Origin of the sequence: Sphingorhabdus sp., assembly GCF_046292425.1 — a bacterium.
In the GTDB taxonomy this organism is placed as follows: domain Bacteria; phylum Pseudomonadota; class Alphaproteobacteria; order Sphingomonadales; family Sphingomonadaceae; genus Sphingorhabdus_B.
In genome coordinates this window covers 1-19781 of sequence record NZ_JBKBQV010000029.1, presented here as the reverse complement: position 1 = coordinate 19781, position 19781 = coordinate 1, and the positions used below count along the sequence as shown (strand labels likewise).

The following is a 19781-nucleotide window of genomic DNA, read 5'->3' as shown; positions in this document are numbered from 1 at the left end:
CCATGGACCAGGATTTTTTCATTGACGTGGCGCAGCGTGCGCTCTGGATACTCGCCCTTGGTTCGGCGCCCATTCTTATCCCTGCGCTGATTGCCGGCGTCGTTTTGGGCATGGTTCAGGCCGCGACGTCGATTAACGAGCAGACGCTAAGCTTTGTGCCCAAGCTGGTCATTGTGGCCATTGCGCTCGCAGTCTTTGGTTCAAGCATCATGATTTTGCTCGCCGACTTCACCAAAGACATTTTCGCGCAAATTCCATTGCTGGTGCGATGATCCCGGCTGGGCTGCAAAATGTTGAAAGCCAGTTGCTGATCTGGATGGTGGCCATGATCCGACCGGGCGCGGCCTTTTTAGCCGCACCCATGTTCGGAGCAGGTGCAGTGCCAGTGCAGCTTCGTCTCGTGTTGGCGCTTGCCGTTGGCATCCCTTCGGCTGCGATGGCCGATATGGCGTTACCCGCCGAAGGCATCCTTTCCATTCCCGGCTTTTTCATGATTGTAGCCGAGGTCATGGCGGGCCTTGCAATGGGTTTTGTTATCCAGATCGCCTTTGCCGCCGCGCTGGTGGCTGGTGAAGCTATCAGCAACGCTATGGGCCTTGGCTTTGCCTCAATGGCAGATCCAGCAAGTGGTCAGGCGAGCCCTGCTGTCGGGCAATTTTTGTCGATGCTCACCATGTTTTTGTTCCTTGCTGCCGATGGCCATCTGGCGTTGATTGCCACTATCGCCGAAAGTTACCGGACGCTGCCCCCCGGGGCGGCCTGGCTGTCTTTTTCAGCTGTTGGCAATATTGTCGAATTTGGGACCCTTGCATTTTCCGCAGGATTGTCGATTGCCTTGCCGGTCGGCTTTGCACTGGTGCTGGTGCAATTGATTATGGCAATGATTGCGCGATCCGCACCTACGTTGAACCTGTTCGCTGTCGGCATGCCAGCGGCCTTGCTTGCGGGCATATTGTTGCTGGGTGTGTCGATGCCCGTGATGGCCGACATGCTGAGCAACGCACTTCGTCTCGCGCTGGATCAAGCGCAGAGCATTGGCGGTGGCCGTGTCTGACGCACCGGATAAAGACCAACAGACCGAAGCGCCGACACAAAAGCGCAAAGACGACGCCATTAAAGAAGGCGATGTACTCGCATCGAAAGAATTGGCCGCCGCCGTCATGATGATTGCGGCCACAGCGTGGCTCATGGCGCTTGGGACCTGGTTTTTCAGTGCAAGCAAGACATTGCTGAAAGGTGGCTTGTCTCTGGACCTCTCGGACCCTGACCATTTCGATCCTCTTGACGCATTGCTTTGGCCCTTGGCGCAAGTTGCGATGCCGTTTGCAGGACTGCTTCTACTGACGCTGATTGCCGCCTTTGCCGCGCCTGCGATGCTTGGTTCCTTTGGTATGCGCGGTAAGGCGATGGCGCCCAAGGGCAGTCGCATCAACCCATTGGCTGGCCTCAAGCGCATTTTCGGTACACAGGGCCTTATCGAACTGTTCAAGGCAACAGCTAAAGTTTGTGTACTTGGCTATGCCGGATACTGGATCATTTCGGGCGAGATCGCATCCTTGCCCGGGCTGGCTGCCGCTGATCCCGCAGTTGCCGTTGGCATGATCGGGCAAAAGATATTGTTCACTATTGCCCTTTTGACGGCAGGCCTGACGCTGATTGCCTTTGTCGATGTGCCTATTCAATGGTTTCAGCGCAACCGTAAACTCAGGATGACAAAGCAGCAGCTGAAGGACGAACTGCGTCAAAGTGACGGCGCGCCAGAACTGAAACAAGCAATCCGCGCACGCCAGCAAGAGGTCATGATGTCATCGGCGCGCAAGGGCATGGCCGATGCAAACGTGGTCTTGACCAACCCCACACATTTTGCCGTCGCACTGCGTTACCGTCCCGGTTCGGATGCAGCCCCCGTGGTTGTCGCCCGTGGTCGCGGTGAGGTGGCACTGGCAATAAGGGCGATGGCTGCGGAAAGAAACGTGGCAACACTGGAATATCCGCAACTCACCCGCGCCATCTATTTTACGACGCGCACGGGTAAGGCGGTATCCGAAGACCTTTATGTTGCCGTCGCCGCGATCCTTGCGTTTGTGTTCCGGCTTGAATCCGTGTCGGGTGAAGATGTACCGCGGCCCCATGTGGAAGTGCCGGCAAGCAAACGCTTTGATCAGGACGGACGCAGGACAGCCTAAATTGCCGATCGCAATGGCCGTATAAGGCGGCAAGGGAATGAACATGGTCACATCGATTGCAAATAGTCTAGGTTTTGGTTCCGGTATCGATACCGCCGCGCTGGTCGCGGACCTTGCCGCGGCGTCACGAACCCCGAAGGTACAGCGTTTTGACGCATTATCCCGCGCGCATCAGGCGAAGGTAAGCACACTTGCGCAAGCGCGCAGCGATCTCGACAACTTTGCCGACTCTCTGGAGTCTCTCGCTTCAGGCGGCACGCTCCGAAGCCAGCCAGTAGCATCAGATACAGCGGCAATATCGATCACTGCCCGTCCTGGCAGCCTGCTTGGCAGCTTTAGCGGCCAGTTGGTCGTGCAGACATTGGGCAAGGCGCAAAGTGCCTATTCGGAAAATGTGGCATCAAGAAGCGCGGCTATCGGTCAAGGCAATATGTCACTTACCGTGGGAACCTCCGTGTTCGCGGTTACCATCGATGGCACCAATGACAGTCTCGACGGACTGGCTAGTGCCATAAATGCGACTGGCAGCGGCGTCACCGCCAGCGTCATAAATGATGCCGGGGAATTCAAGCTTGTACTCAAGGGACAAAGCGGCGCTGCCAACGCATTTCAATTGACCGCAGATGTCGACGCTCCAGCAAGCCTGCAGCGCTTTTCCACTTCCGCAATGACAATCGGCCAGGTGGCGAGTGATGCCACCTTCACTCTCGACGGCGTTGGCTATCGCCGACAGTCGAACAATATCGATGACGTGGTGCCGGGTATCAATCTGACGCTTAAAAAGGCGGATCCACTTGCTACGATATCCATAAGCGCGACACGGCCTTCGGACATCTTGAAGCAGACGTTGACCGACTTTGTCGCGGTTTTCAACACCCTGAAAAAGGACGTAGAGACCGCGCGTAAAACCAACAATGGCAACCCGGCGCTTCGGGCGTTCGAGCGTCAACTGAACGGATTCATTGCCCTCCCGCTAACATCTCACCCCAGCCTGAGCCGCCTATCAGACATCGGCATTGCCACGACGCGCGACGGAACGCTTGCACTCAATACCGCACGGCTGGACGCTGTGCTGCGCGATAATCCCGATGCCGTCGAGGCAATGTTCAATCCCCCACGCAACGCAGGTCAAACGCAAAGCACTGACCCCGGCATTGCATTTGTTCTGGACAGCCTGCGCGATGCTGCTGTTGCTACCAACGGCCCGCTTGAGCAGGTAAAGCTTGCATTAAAACGCGAAGCCGACTCGATTGGCGAAAACCGTAGCCGAATGGAGGCACGGGAGCTTGCCTATCGCAGCCGGCTTGAAAAGCAATTTGCCGGTATGGACGCACGCATTACCGCATTGAAAGCAACGCAGAGCTATCTGGAACAGCAGATTAAGCTCTGGAATAGCGGAAACGATTAAGAGTGATGCTTGCCCGAACCCATCCTGCCCTCGCTAACCAGCATTATCGGAACATGGAATTGCAAAGCCGTGTGGCGAGCGCAAGCCCTCACGGCCTCGTCAGTCTGTTATATGAAGAACTTCTCCGGTCGCTCGACCTTTTGGTGGTGACCGTGGGCCGAGGCTCTCCGATTTCCGGCAACCCGCATCACATCAAAGCTTTATCGATCCTCATCGCGCTTGATTCAAGTATCGATTTCGACAATGGCGGGGACTTGGCGGGTGTATTGCAGCGCATCTACACGTCTGCGGTCCGCACATTAAACCATGCTGCACAGGCAAATAATGTTGACGAAGTAACGGAAGTGCGTTCCGCGCTCAGTGAAATTGCCTATGCTTGGGCAGCACTTGCCAAATAACGGGTGGGCTAATCGCCGGAAAGCACCCAGCCGACGCTGATCTGCTTGGCAGCCAACGGCACATCAAGCCGCGCCTCGCTAAAATCGACCTTCGCACCCGGAGCAAGCGAACTCGTCTTCGCTTTCATTTTCCAGCTGTACACAGGTCTACCACTGGCGTCCTTCAGCGTCACAAGTAATTCAGGCACATTCTGCCTGACCGCGGTCGGATTGACGATGCTTCCGCTGGCAATGAAATACGGAGTTCCATCTTCGCGTTCATTAAGCTCCAGATTTTCGTTTAACACGATCTTCAAGTCAGGCTCTGCCGCCACACTGGAAAGTCCAATATTTGGCATGCCGTAATATGAAATCGCTGCACCCGCAGCAGCAACCATTAGCGCAAAAACGACTGCAACCAGTGTCCAGATTTTGGCCGGATCGCGGCGCTGGCTAAATGGTGGCTCATATGCGAATCGGCTATGGGTAGGCCCTTCATCCGCCGAACCGCTGGGGGCTAACAACGGATCCACATAGACCGCAACAGGGTCTGGCGACGCAGGGCGCTCTGGTGCAAAACGGGGGAATGCAGGCTGGCCTTCAACAGCTTCGGCGGCATCTGCAATAAATCGGGGCGCTGGATTTGCAGAAAAATCCTGGCTCGCCACGGCGGCGGGAACTTCGCCCGCAGTTGCCGGTATGGCCGACGGAGGCGAATGCGAAGAAAGCGGTTCGGCTGCCATTGGTGGCGTTTGGGCGGGCGCAACGACGCCAGGGTCTGCTGGAGCAACGATTGAAGGCGCCGGCGCGACTGGCGGAATGGTTCCAGCCTGAAACCAGCTATGTTTACAACTGGCGCATCGGACCTGCCGACCGTCGATACCAACGGCGTTGTCAGGGACCACATAGCGTGTGCGGCAGGATGGACAGACGAGCAGCATCCCCGCGCATAAACATCAGCAGCCCGTGACTTGCAACCCTGCTGTCGTAAAATGCTGTGGACGATGGATATTTCACCCTGCGCTGCGTCTACGAATAGCCTTTGCCCCGCTCTGCTGTTTGTGCCATTTGTCCCGCTAATGCAGAGCGTGGTGGAATTTGACAATGTGGGGCTCAGATATGGGACAGGCGCGGAAACGCTGACTGATCTCAGCTTCACTTTGTATCCCGGCAGCTTTTATTTCATGACCGGCGCATCGGGCGCCGGAAAAACGTCGCTTCTGAAATTATTGTATCTGGCGCATCGGCCAAGCCGCGGTGCAATCCGTATGTTCGGTCACGATGCAATCACGTTGCCGCGCAGTCGCTTGCCGGGGTTTCGGCGCCGCATCGGTGTGGTGTTTCAGGATTTCCGCCTGGTCCCGCATCTGTCGACGTTTGACAATATCGCCTTGCCGTTGCGCATTGCAGGCATATCGGAACGTGATCTCAAGGGCCCGGTCACAGAGATGCTCGCGTGGATTGGCCTTTCTGAACGTGCGGATGCCCGGCCGCCGATGCTCTCGGGCGGGGAGCAGCAGCGGGTCGCCATTGCGCGTGCAGTCATCGGCCGTCCCGAAATTCTTGTCGCTGACGAGCCAACGGGAAATGTCGACCCGGACATGGCGCGCAGGCTGCTTCAGTTGTTTTCCGCGCTGAACAAGCTTGGCACTACGGTCGTTGTTGCAACGCATGACATCCATCTGCTTCAGGAGGTCGAGGGCGCGCAAATGATGCGACTGGACAAAGGGCGGCTGTCCGACCCCACCGGCTCACTTCGGCATCCGCCCAAGCCGCTGATACTTAAAAACTGATGCTGCTGGATTTTGCCCTTCCCGCGCATGACCGCAAGCTCATTCCCGAGGGGCGGCTGTCAGGCCCCATGCCTTGGGTCATAGCTATCATGTTGTTCCTGACGCTGCTGGTCGCGGCCGCCGGTCTTACGCTGGCGGATGCTGCACGACAGGGCGGACAGGATTTATCGCGCCAAGTTACCGTGCAGATAATCGAAACCGATCCGGTCCGCCGTGTCGCGAAGCGCGAAGCGGTAACGCGCAACCTGCGAAAAACAAACGGTGTAATATCCGTCCAGCCCATTGCAGATACGGATGTGCGCGCACTGCTCGAACCTGTATTGGGCGCTGACATATTGGACGTCGACGTTCCGGTTCCTGCACTCATCGATGTCCGTTTCGATGCCGCGCCATCGCCCGCCATGCTTAACGGTCTTCGTATGTCGCTTGAACGTGTTGCACCCGGCATTCGGCTCGACCCGCACAGCAATTGGATGGCACCATTTTATAGATTGATGGACATGCTGTTGTGGCTAGCCGGGGCAATATTTCTTTTACTGTTGGTGGCGACGTCTGCAGTTGTTGTGCTGGCGGTCCGCAGCACGTTAAATACGCACCGCGGTACGATCGAAATCATGCATCTGATGGGTGGCACCGATGTGCAAGCTGCGCGCTTGTTTCAGCGTCGCATGGCCTTGGATGCCTTGCTAGGCGGCTTTGTCGGTTTTTGCGCGGCAGCAGCTGTCCTTGTTACCCTTAACAACGGATTCGCCGCAGCACAGTCGGGTCTGTTGTCCGGTGTCGCCTTTCCAGTTGCCGGTTGGGCAATCCTTGCAATCATTCCGCTTGCTGTCACGGCGCTTGCTATGCTTATGGCGCGGTTCACAGTGATTTCGGCGCTGAAGAAAATGTTATGATCAGACGGTCCATCGCTTTTATATTGCTGATCTGGATGCTTGGCTTTGCCTGGTTCGCCTTGCTGTTGCCGCAGCCTGCGCCAATCACGCAAACCGATGCTGTTGTCGTGCTAACGGGCGGCCCAAACAGGATTGATCGAGGACTTGAAATACTGGAGTCCGGAAAATCTAAGAAAATGCTGATTTCCGGGGTTGATCGCGACGTGAAACCCCGCGAACTTGCAGCGCAATATCCCGGATCGGCGACATATTTCGAATGCTGCATCGCGCTGGGTTTCCAATCGGTGGATACACGTTCAAACGCGCTCGAAACGGCAGCTTGGGTAAAGCGGAACAAAGTGCGCAGCTTACGTCTTGTTACCAATGATTGGCATATGCGCCGCGCGCGTTTCGAACTTGACCGGGCCTTGCCCAATAGCGTTGCCGTCACCAGCGACGCAGTATCCACACAGCCATCGCTTGGGGCCTTGTTCAAGGAATATAACAAATACTGGTTGCGAGCGGTCGCGTCGCTTCTTGGGCTATAGCACATGATCGCGGTTATCCGATCTGCCCTGTACATACTGGTTTTTTACACAGGATCGGTGTTTTTTGTCGTTACCGCTTTTCTGGCGCAGTGGTTCTCCATCCCTTTAATGCAATGGGCGGTGCAGGGCTGGTCGAAATGGCAATATTCCTGTTACCGCCGCATTTTAGGTATAAGGATCAAGGTGGAGGGTACTCTCCCCCAGAGACCTGTGCTCTATGCCATCAAGCATGAAAGCATGTTCGAAACGATCGACATGCCGCGTATGTTTCGTAAACCCGCTGTGGTCACCAAGAAAGAGCTTTTTGACATTCCCTTATGGGGTCCTGCCGCGCGTGCATATGGCATGATCCCCGTCGACCGCAACGGCGGAGCGGCCGCATTGCGGGCAATGCTTGCTTTGGCCAGAAAGATGATTGCGGAGGGGCGACCTATTGTGATCTTTCCGGAAGGCACCCGCGTGGCACCGGGCAGTCAGCCGCCACTTCAGTCCGGCTTTGCTGGACTGTATAAGTTGATAAATCTCCCTGTAGTCCCGATCGCCGTGAACAGCGGGACGCTATGCCCGCGCAAGGCTGGTATCTGGAAATCGGGGACGATTACCTACAAGGTGGGCGAAGAGTTGCCAACTGGCCTGCCCCGGGCCGAGATCGAGGCGCGGGTGCATGCTGCCATTAACGCGCTTAACGTCTAGCGCCTTAATGCTTGCGCCCGAAATCGGGGGCATCATCATCTTGGCCCTGCTCGACGATTGAGCGGCGGATATTGCGGGTACGTGCAAATAGTGCTTCCAGCTCATCGCCTTTGTCGTAACGGATAGCGCGCTGTAACACGCTGAGGTCTTCAGAGAAGCGCTGAAGCATTTCGAGGACCGCGTCCTTGTTGGACAAGAATACATCGCGCCACATGACCGGGTCAGATGCCGCGATCCGCGTAAAATCGCGAAAGCCGCCTGCCGAATATTTGATAACTTCGCTTTGCGTCACGCCTTCGAGATCATCGGCTGTGCCGACGATGGTGTATGCGATCAAATGCGGCAAATGGCTTGTAACGGCGAGAACCATATCATGGTGACGGGCGTCCATAATCTCGACATCCGCACCAAGGCGTTGCCAAAAAATGCGCAAGCGATCAACCGCGATGTCAGGCGCATCATCAGGCGGCGTCAAGATGCACCAGCGGCCCTTGAAAAGGGTCGAAAAGCCCGCATCAGGACCACTTTTTTCGGTGCCCGCCACGGGATGGGCAGGGATAATCGTTGCTGTCGGCAGAACCGCGGCCAGTGCCTCAACAACGCTTTGCTTGCATGATCCCACGTCGCTTACGATGGCGTCGGCGGGCAGATCAGCAGCAAACTCCGCCGCGACGGTCCCCATAGCGCCAACAGGAACGCATAATATCACCAAGTCTGCGTCGGTAACTGACGCCCCTACCGTATCGGTGACGTCGTCGCAAATACCCAAGGCAATAGCGCGTTCGCGCACAGCGGGGTCGGCATCATGGCCGATGACGCGCACTGAAGGCATTTGCGCCTTGACCGCGCGCGCGACAGATGAACCAATCAGGCCCAATCCAATGATCGTCAGGCGCGTAAAAGGGAGCATTAGCCGTTTGCGTCCAAAATTTTGCGCAAGGCAGTCATCACACCGCGATTTTCAACTTCGGTGCCAATTGTGATCCGCAAGCCATTGCCAAGTCCCTGGCCCGGCAGCCAGCGGACAATATATCCCTCAGCCATCAGCGCGTTATATGCGACCTCTGCTGAGCATTTTCCTTCGAACAAGACCATCAGGAAATTTGCCCACGACGGAATGACCTTCAAGCCATGATTAGACAAGGACGCAAATTCCGATGCCATCCACTCCCGCCACTGTGCATTGTGCTGACGGCTGCGCGTGACAAATTCGGTGTCAGCCAAGGCCGCGATGGCTGCAGCTTGTCCCGCCGTTGTGACATTGAACGGCGCACGCACACGGTTCAGGGTCGCGATGAGGCCGGGATGTCCATAGCACCAGCCAATACGCTCTGCTGCCAGACCGTAGATCTTCGAAAACGTGCGCGTGATCAGAACATTGTCGTGGTGGCGCGCCAGATCAAGCGCTGATGGGCCATCATCCTCAAGATATTCGCCATAAGCCTGGTCAAGCACCAGCACGCAATTACCGGGAAGCCCTGCATGCAACCGGGAAATTTCCGCGTTATTGCAATATGTTCCAGTGGGATTGTTCGGGTTGGCGACAAAAACCACCCGCGTCTTGTCATTTACAAGCGCAAGCAATGCATCGACATCTGTGCCATAATCCTTGTCTGGGGCAACGACGACATTGGCTGCGGTCTTACGGGCCGCAATGTCGTAGACAGAAAAGCCATAGCGGACGTAAATGATGTCATCGCCCGCGCCAGCATAGCCCATCGCAATGAGGTTCAGCAACTCGTCCGAACCTGTGCCGCAGACGATCTGGTCGGCGTCAATGTCATATACCGCGCCCAGCGCTTCGCGGAGCGCAGTACTTGCGGGGTCAGGATAGCGCGCAAGCGATGGGCCTTTTTCCACAAGCGCCGCCGCAGCATCGGGACTGCACCCCAACGGGTTTTCATTCGCCGACAATTTTATCAATACGCGCCCGTCGTCCGACTTTGCTTTGCCGGGTGTATAGGCGCTGATGGCTTCGATCCAAGGTTTGGCTGTGGGTGTGGTCATGCCCGCGGCCATAGCGGCGGGAGCAGCGAAGCGCAACGTGTCGCCCGCCAGCCGGCGAGGTTCTTTTACGAGTTTCTGTTGTTTCGCGCGAAACCGCTGATATGGCAGAGGATATGCAAGGGGATACGCGTTTTGGTCTGGATAAGAAGGTGCAGCTGCTTGGGCCAGTGAAGCTCGACAGCGGCGCAGAATTTGCGCCTGTTGAGTTCGCATATGAAACCTATGGAACGCTGAATGCCAACAAGTCCAACGCCGTCCTGATTTGCCATGCCCTGACGGGCGATCAATTTGTCGCGTCCAACCACCCTGTGACAGGCAAAGCAGGATGGTGGACACGGATGGTGGGCCCAGGCAAGCCCATCGACCCTAACCGCCATTGCATCGTCAGCATTAACGTGATGGGCAGCTGCATGGGGTCTTCGGGCCCCGCCAGCAACGACCCAGCGACTGGCGCGCCTTACGCCATGGGGTTTCCGGTTATTACGATTGCTGACATGGTTCGCGCCCAAGCCCTTTTGCTCGATTATCTGGGCATTGGAACTTTGGAGGCCGTGGTTGGCGGTTCCATGGGCGGGATGCAGGCGTTAAGCTGGGCCGCCTTATACCCCCAACGCGTCCGCTCAGCGGTTGTCATTGCATCGACCGCGCGACATTCAGCCCAAAACATCGCCTTTCACGAGGTCGGACGACAGGCAATCATGGCCGATCCGCGCTGGAACAATGGCGCATATTATGGCCGCGAGGCACCGGCGTCGGGTCTTGCTGTCGCCCGGATGGCGGCGCATATCACCTATTTGTCCGAGGCAGGTCTGACCGAAAAGTTCGGCCGCCGACTGCAAAACCGTGATGCCAAAAGCTTTGGCTTTGACGCGGATTTTCAGGTTGAAAGCTATTTGCGTTATCAGGGCCTGAGCTTTGTCGACCGCTTTGACGCCAACAGCTATCTCTACATTACCCGCGCGATGGACTATTTTGACCTGGCAGAACCCCATGATGGCGTGCTTGCCAAGGCCTTTGCCGGCACCAGAACGCGTTTCTGCATGATCAGTTTCGACAGCGACTGGCTTTATCCCACGGCGGAATCGCGGCGGATTGTCCATGCGCTGAATGCCGCAGGCGCGGCGGCAAGCTTCGTTGAGCTTTCCAGTCCCTTTGGCCACGACGCTTTCCTGCTGGAGGCACCCGAAATGAACCGCATTGTCGACGGTTTCCTGCGCGCAGGAGAATGCCGTTGACTGCGCTTCGTCCCGACCTTGCGATCATCGCCCGAGAAGTCCGCGCGAAGGCGCGCATCCTCGACGTTGGTTGCGGGGATGGCCTGTTGATGGCAGCGTTGCGCGATACCAAGGATGTCGATGCACGTGGTATGGAGCTTGACGCCCGTGACGTCGCGACTGCAGTCGCACGCGGGCTCTCGGTGGTTCAGGGCGACGCGGACATCGACCTGGCAAATTACCCCGACAAAAGCTTTGACTATGCCATTCTTAGCCAGACGCTCCAGACTACCAAAAGACCCGATTTGGTGCTGGATCACCTCGTCCGTATTGGACGCGAGGCATTTGTATCTTTCCCTAACTTCGCACAATGGCGCATCCGTTTTGCGCATATGTTTGGCGGTCGGATGCCAGTAACGGAACAGCTTCCGCACCGATGGTATGACACGCCCAATATCCACCACGTCACCATCGACGATTTTCGCAGTTTTCTGCAGGACCGCCATATCAGGATTGAGGGGCAGTGGTTTTTGTCTGGCGATAAACCACGCAACGAGCGCTTCGCAAATCTGTTGGCGCAGCATGCGGTGTTTCTTTTGCGCCGAGACTGAGGCGTCCGTCGGAATTTTGACACGTGCCTGTCAGACTAATGTCAGGACTTTCGAACACAGCGGATTTCTGGCTTTTTTATGAAATTGGCACGGCTATTGCTGTGAACCTTTCGTTCGCGCCCACAGGCGGGATGCTAAGACGAAAGGAACGGCCATGCCGGCTTTGGACAATATATTCGGAATTCACGCAACCGCGCTGAAACTGCGCGAGCAGCGCATGGCGGTTCTGGGATCGAACATCGCCAATGCATCAACCCCGGGATACAAAGCGCGCGATATCGATTTCTCGTCAGCGCTAAAACTGGCCGAAAAGGGCCAGTCGGCTGAGGGCGCCATGCGCTACCGCGTGCCGCTGCAAGCATCGCTTGATGGCAACACTGTGGAGCTAGCGACTGAACAGACCGCATTTGCCGAAAATGCGCTCGCTTACCGCTCGAGCCTGTCTTTCCTCCAAGGTCGCATCGGCACGCTTAGCCGCGCGCTGAAAGGTGAATGATAATGGCTGACAATCTATCCATTTTCGACATTAGCGGTCGCGCAATGGCGGCGCAGCTTGTTCGCATGAACACATCGGCATCAAACCTCGCCAACGCAGGCACCGTATCGGGCAGCGAGGACAAAGCCTTTCGCGCCATGAAACCAGTGTTCCGCACCGTGATGGGCGAAGCAGGCCGCGCCACCGTTCAGGTTGACCGCATCGATACCAGCACTGCCACACCAGTGAAGCGGAACGACCCCAATCATCCTCTCGCCGACAAAGATGGCAACATCTGGGAAGCAGCCGTCGATAGCACCGCCGAAATGGTCGAGATGCTTGAGATTTCCAGACACTATCAAAACAATGTGCAGGTGCTCGCCACGGCAAAAGGCCTGATCAGCGAAACTCTGCGCCTTGGCCAATGAAAGCAATAAGAACATGACAAGCATAGCTCCGGTAAATTCAAAAAACCTTCCCGTTCTGTCGAAAGACATGGCCGACAAGAAATTGGGCCAGACGGATTTCCTCCGCCTGATGACAACACAGCTTAAAGAGCAGGATCCCTTCAGCCCCGTCGATAATCAGGCCATGATTGCGCAAATGGCGCAGTTTTCAAGCGTTGCGGGCATTTCGGAAATGAACGTCGCGTTGAAATCCATCGCTGCGCAGATTGGTGAGCAAACCGCATTGCTTGCGGACATTAAAGCCGCGTCCACAACCAGCAAATCAGGAGAATAAGCATGTCCTTCTATACATCACTGTCCGGCCTTAAAGGTGCGCAAACAGATTTGTCGGTTGTGTCCAACAACCTGGCCAACGTTGGTTCAACCGGATTTAAAAGAAGCCGTGCGCAGTTTGGCGATCTGTTTTCAGGATCACCGACCCAAAGCACCAAGATGCAGGCCGGCCAAGGCGCGCGCCTTAATGCGGTGGTTCAACAGTTTACCCAAGGTACTCTTGAGGCGACAGACAAAACGATGGACCTTGCCATCGCGGGCGAAGGATTTTTCGTAACGCGTGGTGACCCCCCACGTGAGGCTGTAACCTACACGCGCAACGGCGCGTTTCAGGTGAACGCCAACCGCCAGGTGGTCGATACCATTGGCTCAACGCTGCAGTTGCTGCCCGTTGATGCGGCTGGCAATGTGACCTCGGCAACACTTGCCAGTGCCACTGACTTCGTTCTGCCTGCCAGTGCGCCCGGCAACCCTGCCATCCCATTAATTAACGTGTCGATCGGTATCGACGGGCTGGTGACCGCAACTTATGCCGACGGCTCCGACGAGATGCTTGGCAAAATCGCGCTGGCAAGCTTCACAGCTCAGGAAGGCCTTCGTCCCATTGGCGACAGCCACTGGCAGTCAACCGGCGACAGCGGGCCCCCAGCGATTGACGCGGCGACCAATGGCCCGTTGGGATCGGTTCGCTCTGGCGCACTGGAGCGCGCCAACGTCGATGTGACCGAGGAACTGGTTGCGCTCATTTCCGCCCAGCGCAATTTTCAGGCCAATGCAAAGGCCATCGAAACCGCGTCGAACATGACGCAGGCCATTGTGGCTATTCGGTAAAGGTTAACGCATGGACCGCCTGATTTACACCAGTCTTACCGCGATGCGGGGTGCAATGGCCCGGCAGACGGCAATTGCCCATAATCTGGCTAATGCAAATACGCCTGGGTTTCGCGCTGATCTCGCCGAGGCACAGTCTCTTTGGCTTGATGGTAAGCAACTCGACACCTGTGCCTTTTCATCCGAAGAGGTGCAGGCCGCCGATATGAAAGCCGGCACGGTAACCGCCACCGGACGCGATCTCGATATCGCCTTATCGGGCGACAGCATGCTGGCCGTACAAGCCGAAAATGGTGAGATTGGATATACAAGGCGCGGCGACCTGATGTTGTCGCCCACTGGTCTGTTGACCACAGGGGACGGACGGCCAGTCCAGGGATCGCAAGGTCCGCTAAGCTTGCCGCCGTCGGACAGCATCAACATTGATGAGCAAGGTCGGGTCTGGATCGTGCCAGTCGGTGGTGACCGGGCGCAACCCCAGCAAGTGGATCAGCTTCAGCTCGTCAGCCCCGCAGGGTCCGATGTTGTGAAGGGCGTGGATGGATTGTTTCGCGTGCGCGACGGCGGGACATTACCGACCGATCCAGACGCGCGATTGGTTACGCGCAGCCTCGAAAGCTCAAATGTCAGCGCGACGGAAGCCTTGGTCGAAATGATAGAAGCCAGCCGTTCATGGGACACCCAATTAAAGATGCTCAACGATGCGCGCGACATGGATGCGGCAAGTGCCGATCTCATGTCACTTTCCCAATAAGCTGAACTGCATAAAAGGATGAAGTCTGATGTCTAATGGAGCACTGCACGTTGCCCGCACTGGCCTTGATGCGCAGAATATGCGGATGCAAGTAATCGCCAACAACCTGGCCAACGTGAATACCGTAGGCTTTAAACGCGACCGCGCAAGCTTTGAAACATTGGCCTATCAAGCGATGACCGTGGCCGGCGCAGCGTCGTCGGCTGAGAACAGATATGCCATTGGCACCAATCTTGGCACTGGTGTGCAAATTAACGGCACTGCGCGAATTGACACGCAAGGCACCCTCACCACAACCGGCAACAGCCTGGATCTGGCGATTGAGGGCGCGGGCTATTTTCAGGTGCAGATGCCCGACGGCCGAAACGCCTACACGCGGGCCGGGGACTTTAACCTGTCCGCTGAAGGCACTTTGGTGACCAGCGACGGTATGCCTGTCCAGCCGCAGATTCAAATTCCCCAAGGTGCGACCTCCGTATCCATTGGCGCCGATGGAACCGTCTCTGCGCAAGTCGCGGGACAGTCTGACCTCACGCAGATCGGGCAGCTTGAACTTGCGCGCTTCACCAATTCGGCAGGACTCCAATCGATCGGAAACAACTTGCTGCTCGAAACACCCGCGTCGGGTGCGCCCCAGGTTGGCGCTGCGGGCACGGAGGGACGTGGCAGCCTGCGGTCGGGTGCGCTTGAGGCGAGCAACGTAAATGTTGTCGAGGAGCTGGTCGACATGATCGAAACTCAACGCGCTTATGAGGTCAATTCCAAGATGATCCAGGCAACTGACGAGATGATGCGCAATGCTACGCAGACGCTTTAACATCCTGATGCTGGCATTGCTTGCGTTGCCCATTGGCGTCCAAGCAAAAAAGGGCAACGTCGCGGCGCCGGATTTTGGCCCGACATTGCCAGCCAACCCGGCCCCGGCCCCAGCCAATGGCGCGATATTCCAAATCGAGCGCTATAGCCCGCTGACGTCCGGCGCGCGCGCAGCCCGTGTGGGCGATATACTGACTATCACCTTGGTAGAGCGCACCAGTGCCACCAAAAGCACCAGCGCGACAACTGGCCGCAACGGGAATATAGGACTAAGCCCGCCGGTGAATGGGCCATTGAGCCTCATCGGTGCAGGCGATGTAAATATGAGCGGCGATCAGTCGTTTAAGGGCAAGGGCGAAACTGCCCAGTCAAATGCCCTGTCCGGAGAATTGAGTGTGACCGTCGCCGCTGTCTATCCCAATGGCAATATGCTGGTGCAGGGTGAAAAGGCCCTGACGCTGAATCGTGGTGACGAAAATGTACAGTTTTCGGGAATTGTACGCTCGGCTGACATCAGCGTCGACAATCGCGTGCTTTCTACCCGTGTGGCCGCTGCGCGCATTCGCTATATTGGTAAGGGCGAAATCGCGCGCGCGAGCCAGCAGGGCTGGTTGCAGCGCTTCTTTTCGAAGATGAGTCCATTTTGATGCGCGCGTTATTCCTCTGCCTTGCTTTGCTGTTTGCGCCGGCTGCACATGCGGAGCGCATAAAGGATATTGGCCAATTTCAGGGCCTGCGGGCCAACCAGCTCACGGGCTATGGTGTTGTTGTCGGGCTTGCAGGCACAGGTGATGATAGCCTTGATTACGCCACCCAAGGCGTGAAGGGCGCGGTGTCGCGTTTTGGAATAAATCTTCCGGCCGGCATCAACCCTGCGCTCAAAAATGCCGCCGCAGTACTTATCACAGCTGAGCTTCCCCCCTTTGCAAAACCTGGCCAACGGCTGGATATTACCGTTTCGGCGATAGGCAAGGCAAAGTCCTTGCGCGGCGGAACGCTTGTCTTGGCTCCCCTTTATGGGGCGGATGGTCAAATTTATGCCATGGCCCAGGGAAATCTGGTTGTCGGTGGACTTGGTGTCGATGCAGCGGACGGTTCAAAGCTGTCTGTCAACATTCCGTCTGCTGGCCGGATTAGCGGCGGCGCGTCAGTGGAGCGCAGCGTCGACACCGGCTTTGCGCAATCGGAAAGCCTGATGTTTAACCTCTCGCAATTCGATATCAGCAATGCTGGCCTCGTCGCGGACGCAATCAACAAGCAACTGGGTGCCGGCACGGCCCAGGCGATTGATGGTGCATCCATCCGCATCAACACGCCGGTAGGCGGCGAAGCACGCATCCGTATGATGGGCTTGATCGAGAATATCGAGATTAAGCGTGCAGCTCCGCCTGCCCGCGTCATCGTCAATGCACGCACGGGCACCGTCGTAATCAACGGCGCAGTCCGAGTGGGTCCCGCCGCCGTCAGCCACGGCAAATTGACCGTCCGTGTAGAGGAAAACCCGATGGTGGTTCAACCGGCGCCATTGAGCGCGGGGCAGACCACTGTCGAGCAGGCCAGCGACATCATTATCGAAGAAGCCCAAAATCCCGCATTCCTGTGGGACAAGGGGGCATCGCTTTCCGATATCGTAAAGGCCATCAACCGGTTGAATGTTTCGCCCGGCGACCTGGTCGCCATATTGGAAGCATTGTCGCAGGCCGGCGCGCTTAGCGCGGAGCTGGTGGTGATATGATGCCCCTTACGCCTCTTGCTACATCTGGCATAGCATCACCCAAGCCCGACCCCGAGTTGCGCAAAGCGGCCGAAGCTTTTGAGGCAGTCATGCTGCGCCAGATGATGGCAAGTATGCGTAAGGCAAAGCTCGGAGAAGATATCTTCGGCTCGAGTGCCACCGATAACTTCCGCGAGATGGCTGACGCGCGCGTTGCCGACAGCATGGCCGCCTTGCGCCTGTTCGGCATTGCCGATTTGGTCGAAAAACAGCTTGGAGGCAAAAGATGAGCGACCTACTCGCCATTGGTGCTTCAGGCGTTAAGGCCTACAGCCGCGCGCTGTCAGTCGTTGGCGACAATATCGCCAATGCCCAGACTGATGGCTATGTGCGTCGTACCGTCCGGCTAGAGGAAGCACCTGCCGCAGGGGACATTGTTCTGTCGCGCAACAGCATTCGTCCTGGGGGTGTCATAGCCGCTGGAGTCACGCGCGAGCTTGACCAATGGCTTGTTGATGACGCGCGCACAGCATCGGGTGAAGCGGCACGGCAGTCAACACGCCTTAACTGGATATCTGCGACTGAACGCGCCCTCGACAACGGCGGTAACAGCATCAGCGGCAGCGTCACCGCAATTTTCGCCACCGCAGATCAGCTCAGCGCAAATCCTAATGACGCCACGTTGCGTCTCCAGTTCCTTGCAAGTGTAGATGATAGCGCAAGCGCTTTCCGGCGCACGGCTGCGGCATTGGGGTCGGCCGCGAATGGCGTGGCAACGGAAGCCCAAAGCGCAGTAGACCAACTCAACACCGATTTGTCGGCGCTCTCTCGCGTCAATGACGGCCTGCGCCGCGCACGAGCGGGGTCAAGCAATGAAGCTACCTTACTTGACGAACGTGACCGTCTTGTTGGTAACATCGCCAGCGCGATGGATGTCGAGGTAAGCTATGATGCTCGTGGTGCTGCAATTGTCCGCACACCTTCCGGCGACCCGTTGGTCGAAGGCGACAATGTGGCAACAGTCACGCTTAATGTTTCCGCCGCCGGTCTTGTATCTTTCGGCATTTCTCCCGCCACATTGCTTCAGCCCGCATCGGGTGCGCTCGCTGGGCTGACTGATGCCGCGAACCATATATCAAGCCAGCGCGCGGGGCTGGACTCGCTTGCTACGCAGTTAAGCAATACGCTCAACGCCGCTCATCAAGCAGGTATTGATGCGAACGGCAATCCAGGCGCGGCCTTGCTCAACTTTAGCGGTTCCGCTGCCGGAATGACCTCAGCGGCGCTAGCCATTGCTGAGGTTGCGGCTGCGAATGCATTGGGGAGCAACGGGAATATCTTGGCCTTTAATGCCGTTCGCACCAGCAGCGGCATCGAACAGAACAGCACCGCCTTCATCACACAACAGGCGCAAATGACGGCAGCTGCACGCGCACAGGAAGCCGCCGCCAGCGGACGTCGCGACGGCGCATTCGCCGCCCGTGACGCAATTGGTGCGGTCGACCTTGACCGGGAAGCTGCAGACCTTTTGCGCTTTCAGCAAGCCTATGAAGCTGCCGCCCGGACCATTCAGGTTGCTCGGGAAACCATGCAGACCATGCTCAACATCTTCTGAAAGCCCGTGCAATGATTAATGCGACCGGAAACCGGATGACACAGGAAGTAGCGCGGCAATCGCGCCTGTCGTCGAAACTGGCAGCCAAGCAGGCACAAATATCTACTGGCAAACGTCTTCAGCGGCCGTCCGACGATCCCGCGGCCACGGCGCGCATTGCTGATCTTTCCCGTACACAGGCTAATGACAGCGCGCGCGCACGAAATCTGGGTCTTGGCATTAGCATGACAGCCCAAGCCGATGGCCAGCTGCGCAATATGTCCAACCTGCTGGCACGAACACAAGAACTGACTATTGCGGCGTCAAGCTCGGGCGTAAGCCCCGCAGACCGGGCGACCATGGCGTTAGAAATACGCGCGATGGCAGACGAGATTGATTCGATGGCATCGGTAAAATCGCCAACCGACGAGGCCTTGTTTTCGAACGGTAATGCAAACGCCATCCGTTTTGACGATGATATCGCCTTTGCCCCCGTGCCGGCGCGACAGGATATTTTTGAAACGGGCGGTGTGCCCATCAGCCAGATCATGCGTGACGCAGCCTCGGCCATTGCAGCAGGCGACATTCCCCTCATGGGTAATGCACTGACCGCGCTTGGCAGTGCGATCAATCATGCCGTTGATGCGCGAGCGATAATTGGAATCAACGCCGCGCGTCTTGAGCGGCTGCAGGAATACGCCACGCAGCGCGGCATCGATTTAAGCGAAGAACGTTCAAAGCTTGAGGACACAGATCTAAGTTCTGCGATCGCCGAACTAAACGGCATGACCTTGACGCTCGAGGCAGCTCAGGGTGCCTTCGCGCGCATCAACCGACGAACCTTGATGGATTTTCTTGCCTAAAAGGGCGCAATAATCACCGGTCCCTGCCGTTAAACAGCGGACATTGTAAAGCAGGGGCCAGATTTTTCATGTTAGCCATTATCGGTATCATTGTTTTGCTCGTCATGGTGTTTGGGGGCTTTGCGTTGACCGGTGGCAACCTCGCTCCGGTGATGCACGCATTACCTCATGAAATGCTCATTATTGGCGGGGCATGTGCGGGAGCATTGATTATCGGCAATTCGGTTAACGACCTGAAAGCCCTGTGGGGTGGCCTGACGAAGGTTTTCAAAGGCCCGCAAC

The 19781-nt window shown here is 57.0% G+C and carries 26 protein-coding genes; 23 read left to right on the top strand and 3 right to left on the bottom strand.

Annotation, left to right across the window (positions count from 1 at the left end; all coding sequences use genetic code 11):
- Nucleotides 1–2: 2 nt before the first annotated feature.
- The 5 genes from fliQ to fliS are packed head-to-tail and all read left to right on the top strand — an operon-like array spanning nucleotide 3 to nucleotide 3992.
- Nucleotides 3–272, top strand: a complete 270-nt coding sequence (gene fliQ / locus ACK4S7_RS07775; protein WP_409645659.1) for a flagellar biosynthesis protein FliQ — start codon at nucleotides 3–5, stop codon at nucleotides 270–272.
- Nucleotides 269–1054, top strand: coding sequence for a flagellar biosynthetic protein FliR (fliR, locus tag ACK4S7_RS07770; protein ID WP_409645657.1), 786 nt, complete (start codon nucleotides 269–271; stop codon nucleotides 1052–1054). Before fliQ ends, fliR begins: the two co-directional genes overlap by 4 nt.
- A complete protein-coding gene (locus ACK4S7_RS07765; protein ID WP_409645656.1) occupies nucleotides 1047–2186 on the top strand; it encodes a flagellar biosynthesis protein FlhB in 1140 nt (379 codons plus the stop codon). Before fliR ends, ACK4S7_RS07765 begins: the two co-directional genes overlap by 8 nt.
- Nucleotides 2187–2223: 37 nt before the next feature.
- Nucleotides 2224–3594 carry a flagellar filament capping protein FliD gene (gene fliD / locus ACK4S7_RS07760; RefSeq protein ID WP_409645654.1) on the top strand — a complete coding sequence of 457 codons (1371 nt, stop codon included), beginning with the start codon at nucleotides 2224–2226 and terminating at the stop codon, nucleotides 3592–3594.
- A 5-nt stretch (nucleotides 3595–3599) separates the two neighbouring features.
- Nucleotides 3600–3992, top strand: a complete 393-nt coding sequence (gene fliS, locus ACK4S7_RS07755; RefSeq protein ID WP_409645691.1) for a flagellar export chaperone FliS — start codon at nucleotides 3600–3602, stop codon at nucleotides 3990–3992.
- 8 nt (nucleotides 3993–4000) lie between these two features.
- On the opposite strand, the gene ACK4S7_RS07750 is transcribed toward fliS, so the two are convergent.
- Nucleotides 4001–4912 carry an MJ0042-type zinc finger domain-containing protein gene (locus tag ACK4S7_RS07750; RefSeq protein WP_409645653.1) on the bottom strand — a complete coding sequence of 304 codons (912 nt, stop codon included), beginning with the start codon at nucleotides 4910–4912 and terminating at the stop codon, nucleotides 4001–4003.
- Nucleotides 4913–5050: 138 nt separating this feature from the next.
- On the opposite strand from ACK4S7_RS07750, the gene ftsE reads away from it, so the two are divergent.
- The 4 genes from ftsE to ACK4S7_RS07730 are packed head-to-tail and all read left to right on the top strand — an operon-like array spanning nucleotide 5051 to nucleotide 7880.
- Nucleotides 5051–5764 (top strand): cell division ATP-binding protein FtsE, encoded by a 714-nt coding sequence (gene ftsE / locus ACK4S7_RS07745; RefSeq protein WP_409645689.1) that lies wholly within the window; start codon nucleotides 5051–5053, stop codon nucleotides 5762–5764.
- Nucleotides 5764–6660 (top strand): cell division protein FtsX, encoded by an 897-nt coding sequence (locus ACK4S7_RS07740; RefSeq protein WP_409645651.1) that lies wholly within the window; start codon nucleotides 5764–5766, stop codon nucleotides 6658–6660. Before ftsE ends, ACK4S7_RS07740 begins: the two co-directional genes overlap by 1 nt.
- On the top strand, nucleotides 6657–7187 hold the full coding sequence (locus tag ACK4S7_RS07735) for a YdcF family protein (RefSeq protein WP_409645649.1): 531 nt from the start codon (nucleotides 6657–6659) through the stop codon (nucleotides 7185–7187). Before ACK4S7_RS07740 ends, ACK4S7_RS07735 begins: the two co-directional genes overlap by 4 nt.
- A gap of 3 nt (nucleotides 7188–7190) precedes the next feature.
- Nucleotides 7191–7880, top strand: coding sequence for a lysophospholipid acyltransferase family protein (locus ACK4S7_RS07730; RefSeq protein ID WP_409645647.1), 690 nt, complete (start codon nucleotides 7191–7193; stop codon nucleotides 7878–7880).
- 4 nt (nucleotides 7881–7884) lie between these two features.
- Here the strand turns inward: ACK4S7_RS07730 and ACK4S7_RS07725 are convergent, their stop codons facing one another.
- Both ACK4S7_RS07725 and hisC read right to left on the bottom strand, forming a co-directional pair.
- Nucleotides 7885–8790, bottom strand: coding sequence for a prephenate/arogenate dehydrogenase family protein (locus ACK4S7_RS07725; RefSeq protein WP_409645645.1), 906 nt, complete (start codon nucleotides 8788–8790; stop codon nucleotides 7885–7887).
- Entirely contained in the window at nucleotides 8790–9887 is a 1098-nt protein-coding gene (hisC, locus tag ACK4S7_RS07720; protein WP_409645642.1) for a histidinol-phosphate transaminase, read from the bottom strand. The genes ACK4S7_RS07725 and hisC overlap by 1 nt, the downstream gene beginning before the upstream one ends.
- A gap of 113 nt (nucleotides 9888–10000) precedes the next feature.
- On the opposite strand from hisC, the gene ACK4S7_RS07715 reads away from it, so the two are divergent.
- The 14 genes from ACK4S7_RS07715 to ACK4S7_RS07650 all read left to right on the top strand — a co-directional run.
- Nucleotides 10001–11122 (top strand): homoserine O-acetyltransferase, encoded by a 1122-nt coding sequence (locus tag ACK4S7_RS07715; protein WP_409645687.1) that lies wholly within the window; start codon nucleotides 10001–10003, stop codon nucleotides 11120–11122.
- Nucleotides 11119–11712 carry a methionine biosynthesis protein MetW gene (metW, locus tag ACK4S7_RS07710; protein WP_409645640.1) on the top strand — a complete coding sequence of 198 codons (594 nt, stop codon included), beginning with the start codon at nucleotides 11119–11121 and terminating at the stop codon, nucleotides 11710–11712. The genes ACK4S7_RS07715 and metW overlap by 4 nt, the downstream gene beginning before the upstream one ends.
- A 154-nt stretch (nucleotides 11713–11866) precedes the next feature.
- On the top strand, nucleotides 11867–12208 hold the full coding sequence (locus ACK4S7_RS07705) for a flagellar basal body rod protein FlgB (protein ID WP_409645637.1): 342 nt from the start codon (nucleotides 11867–11869) through the stop codon (nucleotides 12206–12208).
- 2 nt (nucleotides 12209–12210) lie between these two features.
- Entirely contained in the window at nucleotides 12211–12615 is a 405-nt protein-coding gene (gene flgC, locus ACK4S7_RS07700) for a flagellar basal body rod protein FlgC (RefSeq protein ID WP_409645634.1), read from the top strand.
- A 13-nt stretch (nucleotides 12616–12628) separates the two neighbouring features.
- Nucleotides 12629–12928: a flagellar hook assembly protein FlgD gene (locus tag ACK4S7_RS07695; protein ID WP_409645632.1), complete on the top strand. Its 300-nt coding sequence runs from the start codon at nucleotides 12629–12631 to the stop codon at nucleotides 12926–12928.
- Nucleotides 12929–12930: 2 nt separating this feature from the next.
- The gene (locus ACK4S7_RS07690) at nucleotides 12931–13758 is read left to right on the top strand and encodes a flagellar hook-basal body complex protein (protein ID WP_409645631.1); all 828 of its coding nucleotides are present in this window, start codon (nucleotides 12931–12933) and stop codon (nucleotides 13756–13758) included.
- Between the two features lie 10 nt (nucleotides 13759–13768).
- Nucleotides 13769–14512: a flagellar basal body rod protein FlgF gene (locus ACK4S7_RS07685; RefSeq protein ID WP_409645629.1), complete on the top strand. Its 744-nt coding sequence runs from the start codon at nucleotides 13769–13771 to the stop codon at nucleotides 14510–14512.
- A 28-nt stretch (nucleotides 14513–14540) separates the two neighbouring features.
- Nucleotides 14541–15329 carry a flagellar basal-body rod protein FlgG gene (gene flgG, locus ACK4S7_RS07680; RefSeq protein ID WP_409645628.1) on the top strand — a complete coding sequence of 263 codons (789 nt, stop codon included), beginning with the start codon at nucleotides 14541–14543 and terminating at the stop codon, nucleotides 15327–15329.
- Between the two features lie 7 nt (nucleotides 15330–15336).
- Nucleotides 15337–15975, top strand: a complete 639-nt coding sequence (locus ACK4S7_RS07675) for a flagellar basal body L-ring protein FlgH (protein WP_409645626.1) — start codon at nucleotides 15337–15339, stop codon at nucleotides 15973–15975.
- On the top strand, nucleotides 15975–17063 hold the full coding sequence (locus ACK4S7_RS07670) for a flagellar basal body P-ring protein FlgI (RefSeq protein WP_409645623.1): 1089 nt from the start codon (nucleotides 15975–15977) through the stop codon (nucleotides 17061–17063). The genes ACK4S7_RS07675 and ACK4S7_RS07670 overlap by 1 nt, the downstream gene beginning before the upstream one ends.
- Nucleotides 17060–17332, top strand: a complete 273-nt coding sequence (locus ACK4S7_RS07665; protein ID WP_409645620.1) for a rod-binding protein — start codon at nucleotides 17060–17062, stop codon at nucleotides 17330–17332. The genes ACK4S7_RS07670 and ACK4S7_RS07665 overlap by 4 nt, the downstream gene beginning before the upstream one ends.
- A complete protein-coding gene (gene flgK / locus ACK4S7_RS07660) occupies nucleotides 17329–18657 on the top strand; it encodes a flagellar hook-associated protein FlgK (protein WP_409645619.1) in 1329 nt (442 codons plus the stop codon). The genes ACK4S7_RS07665 and flgK overlap by 4 nt, the downstream gene beginning before the upstream one ends.
- Nucleotides 18658–18692: 35 nt before the next feature.
- Nucleotides 18693–19499: a flagellin gene (locus tag ACK4S7_RS07655; RefSeq protein WP_409645617.1), complete on the top strand. Its 807-nt coding sequence runs from the start codon at nucleotides 18693–18695 to the stop codon at nucleotides 19497–19499.
- Nucleotides 19500–19567: 68 nt separating this feature from the next.
- A partial coding sequence (locus tag ACK4S7_RS07650) for a motility-associated protein (protein WP_409645616.1) occupies nucleotides 19568–19781 on the top strand: 214 nt, incomplete at its 3' end.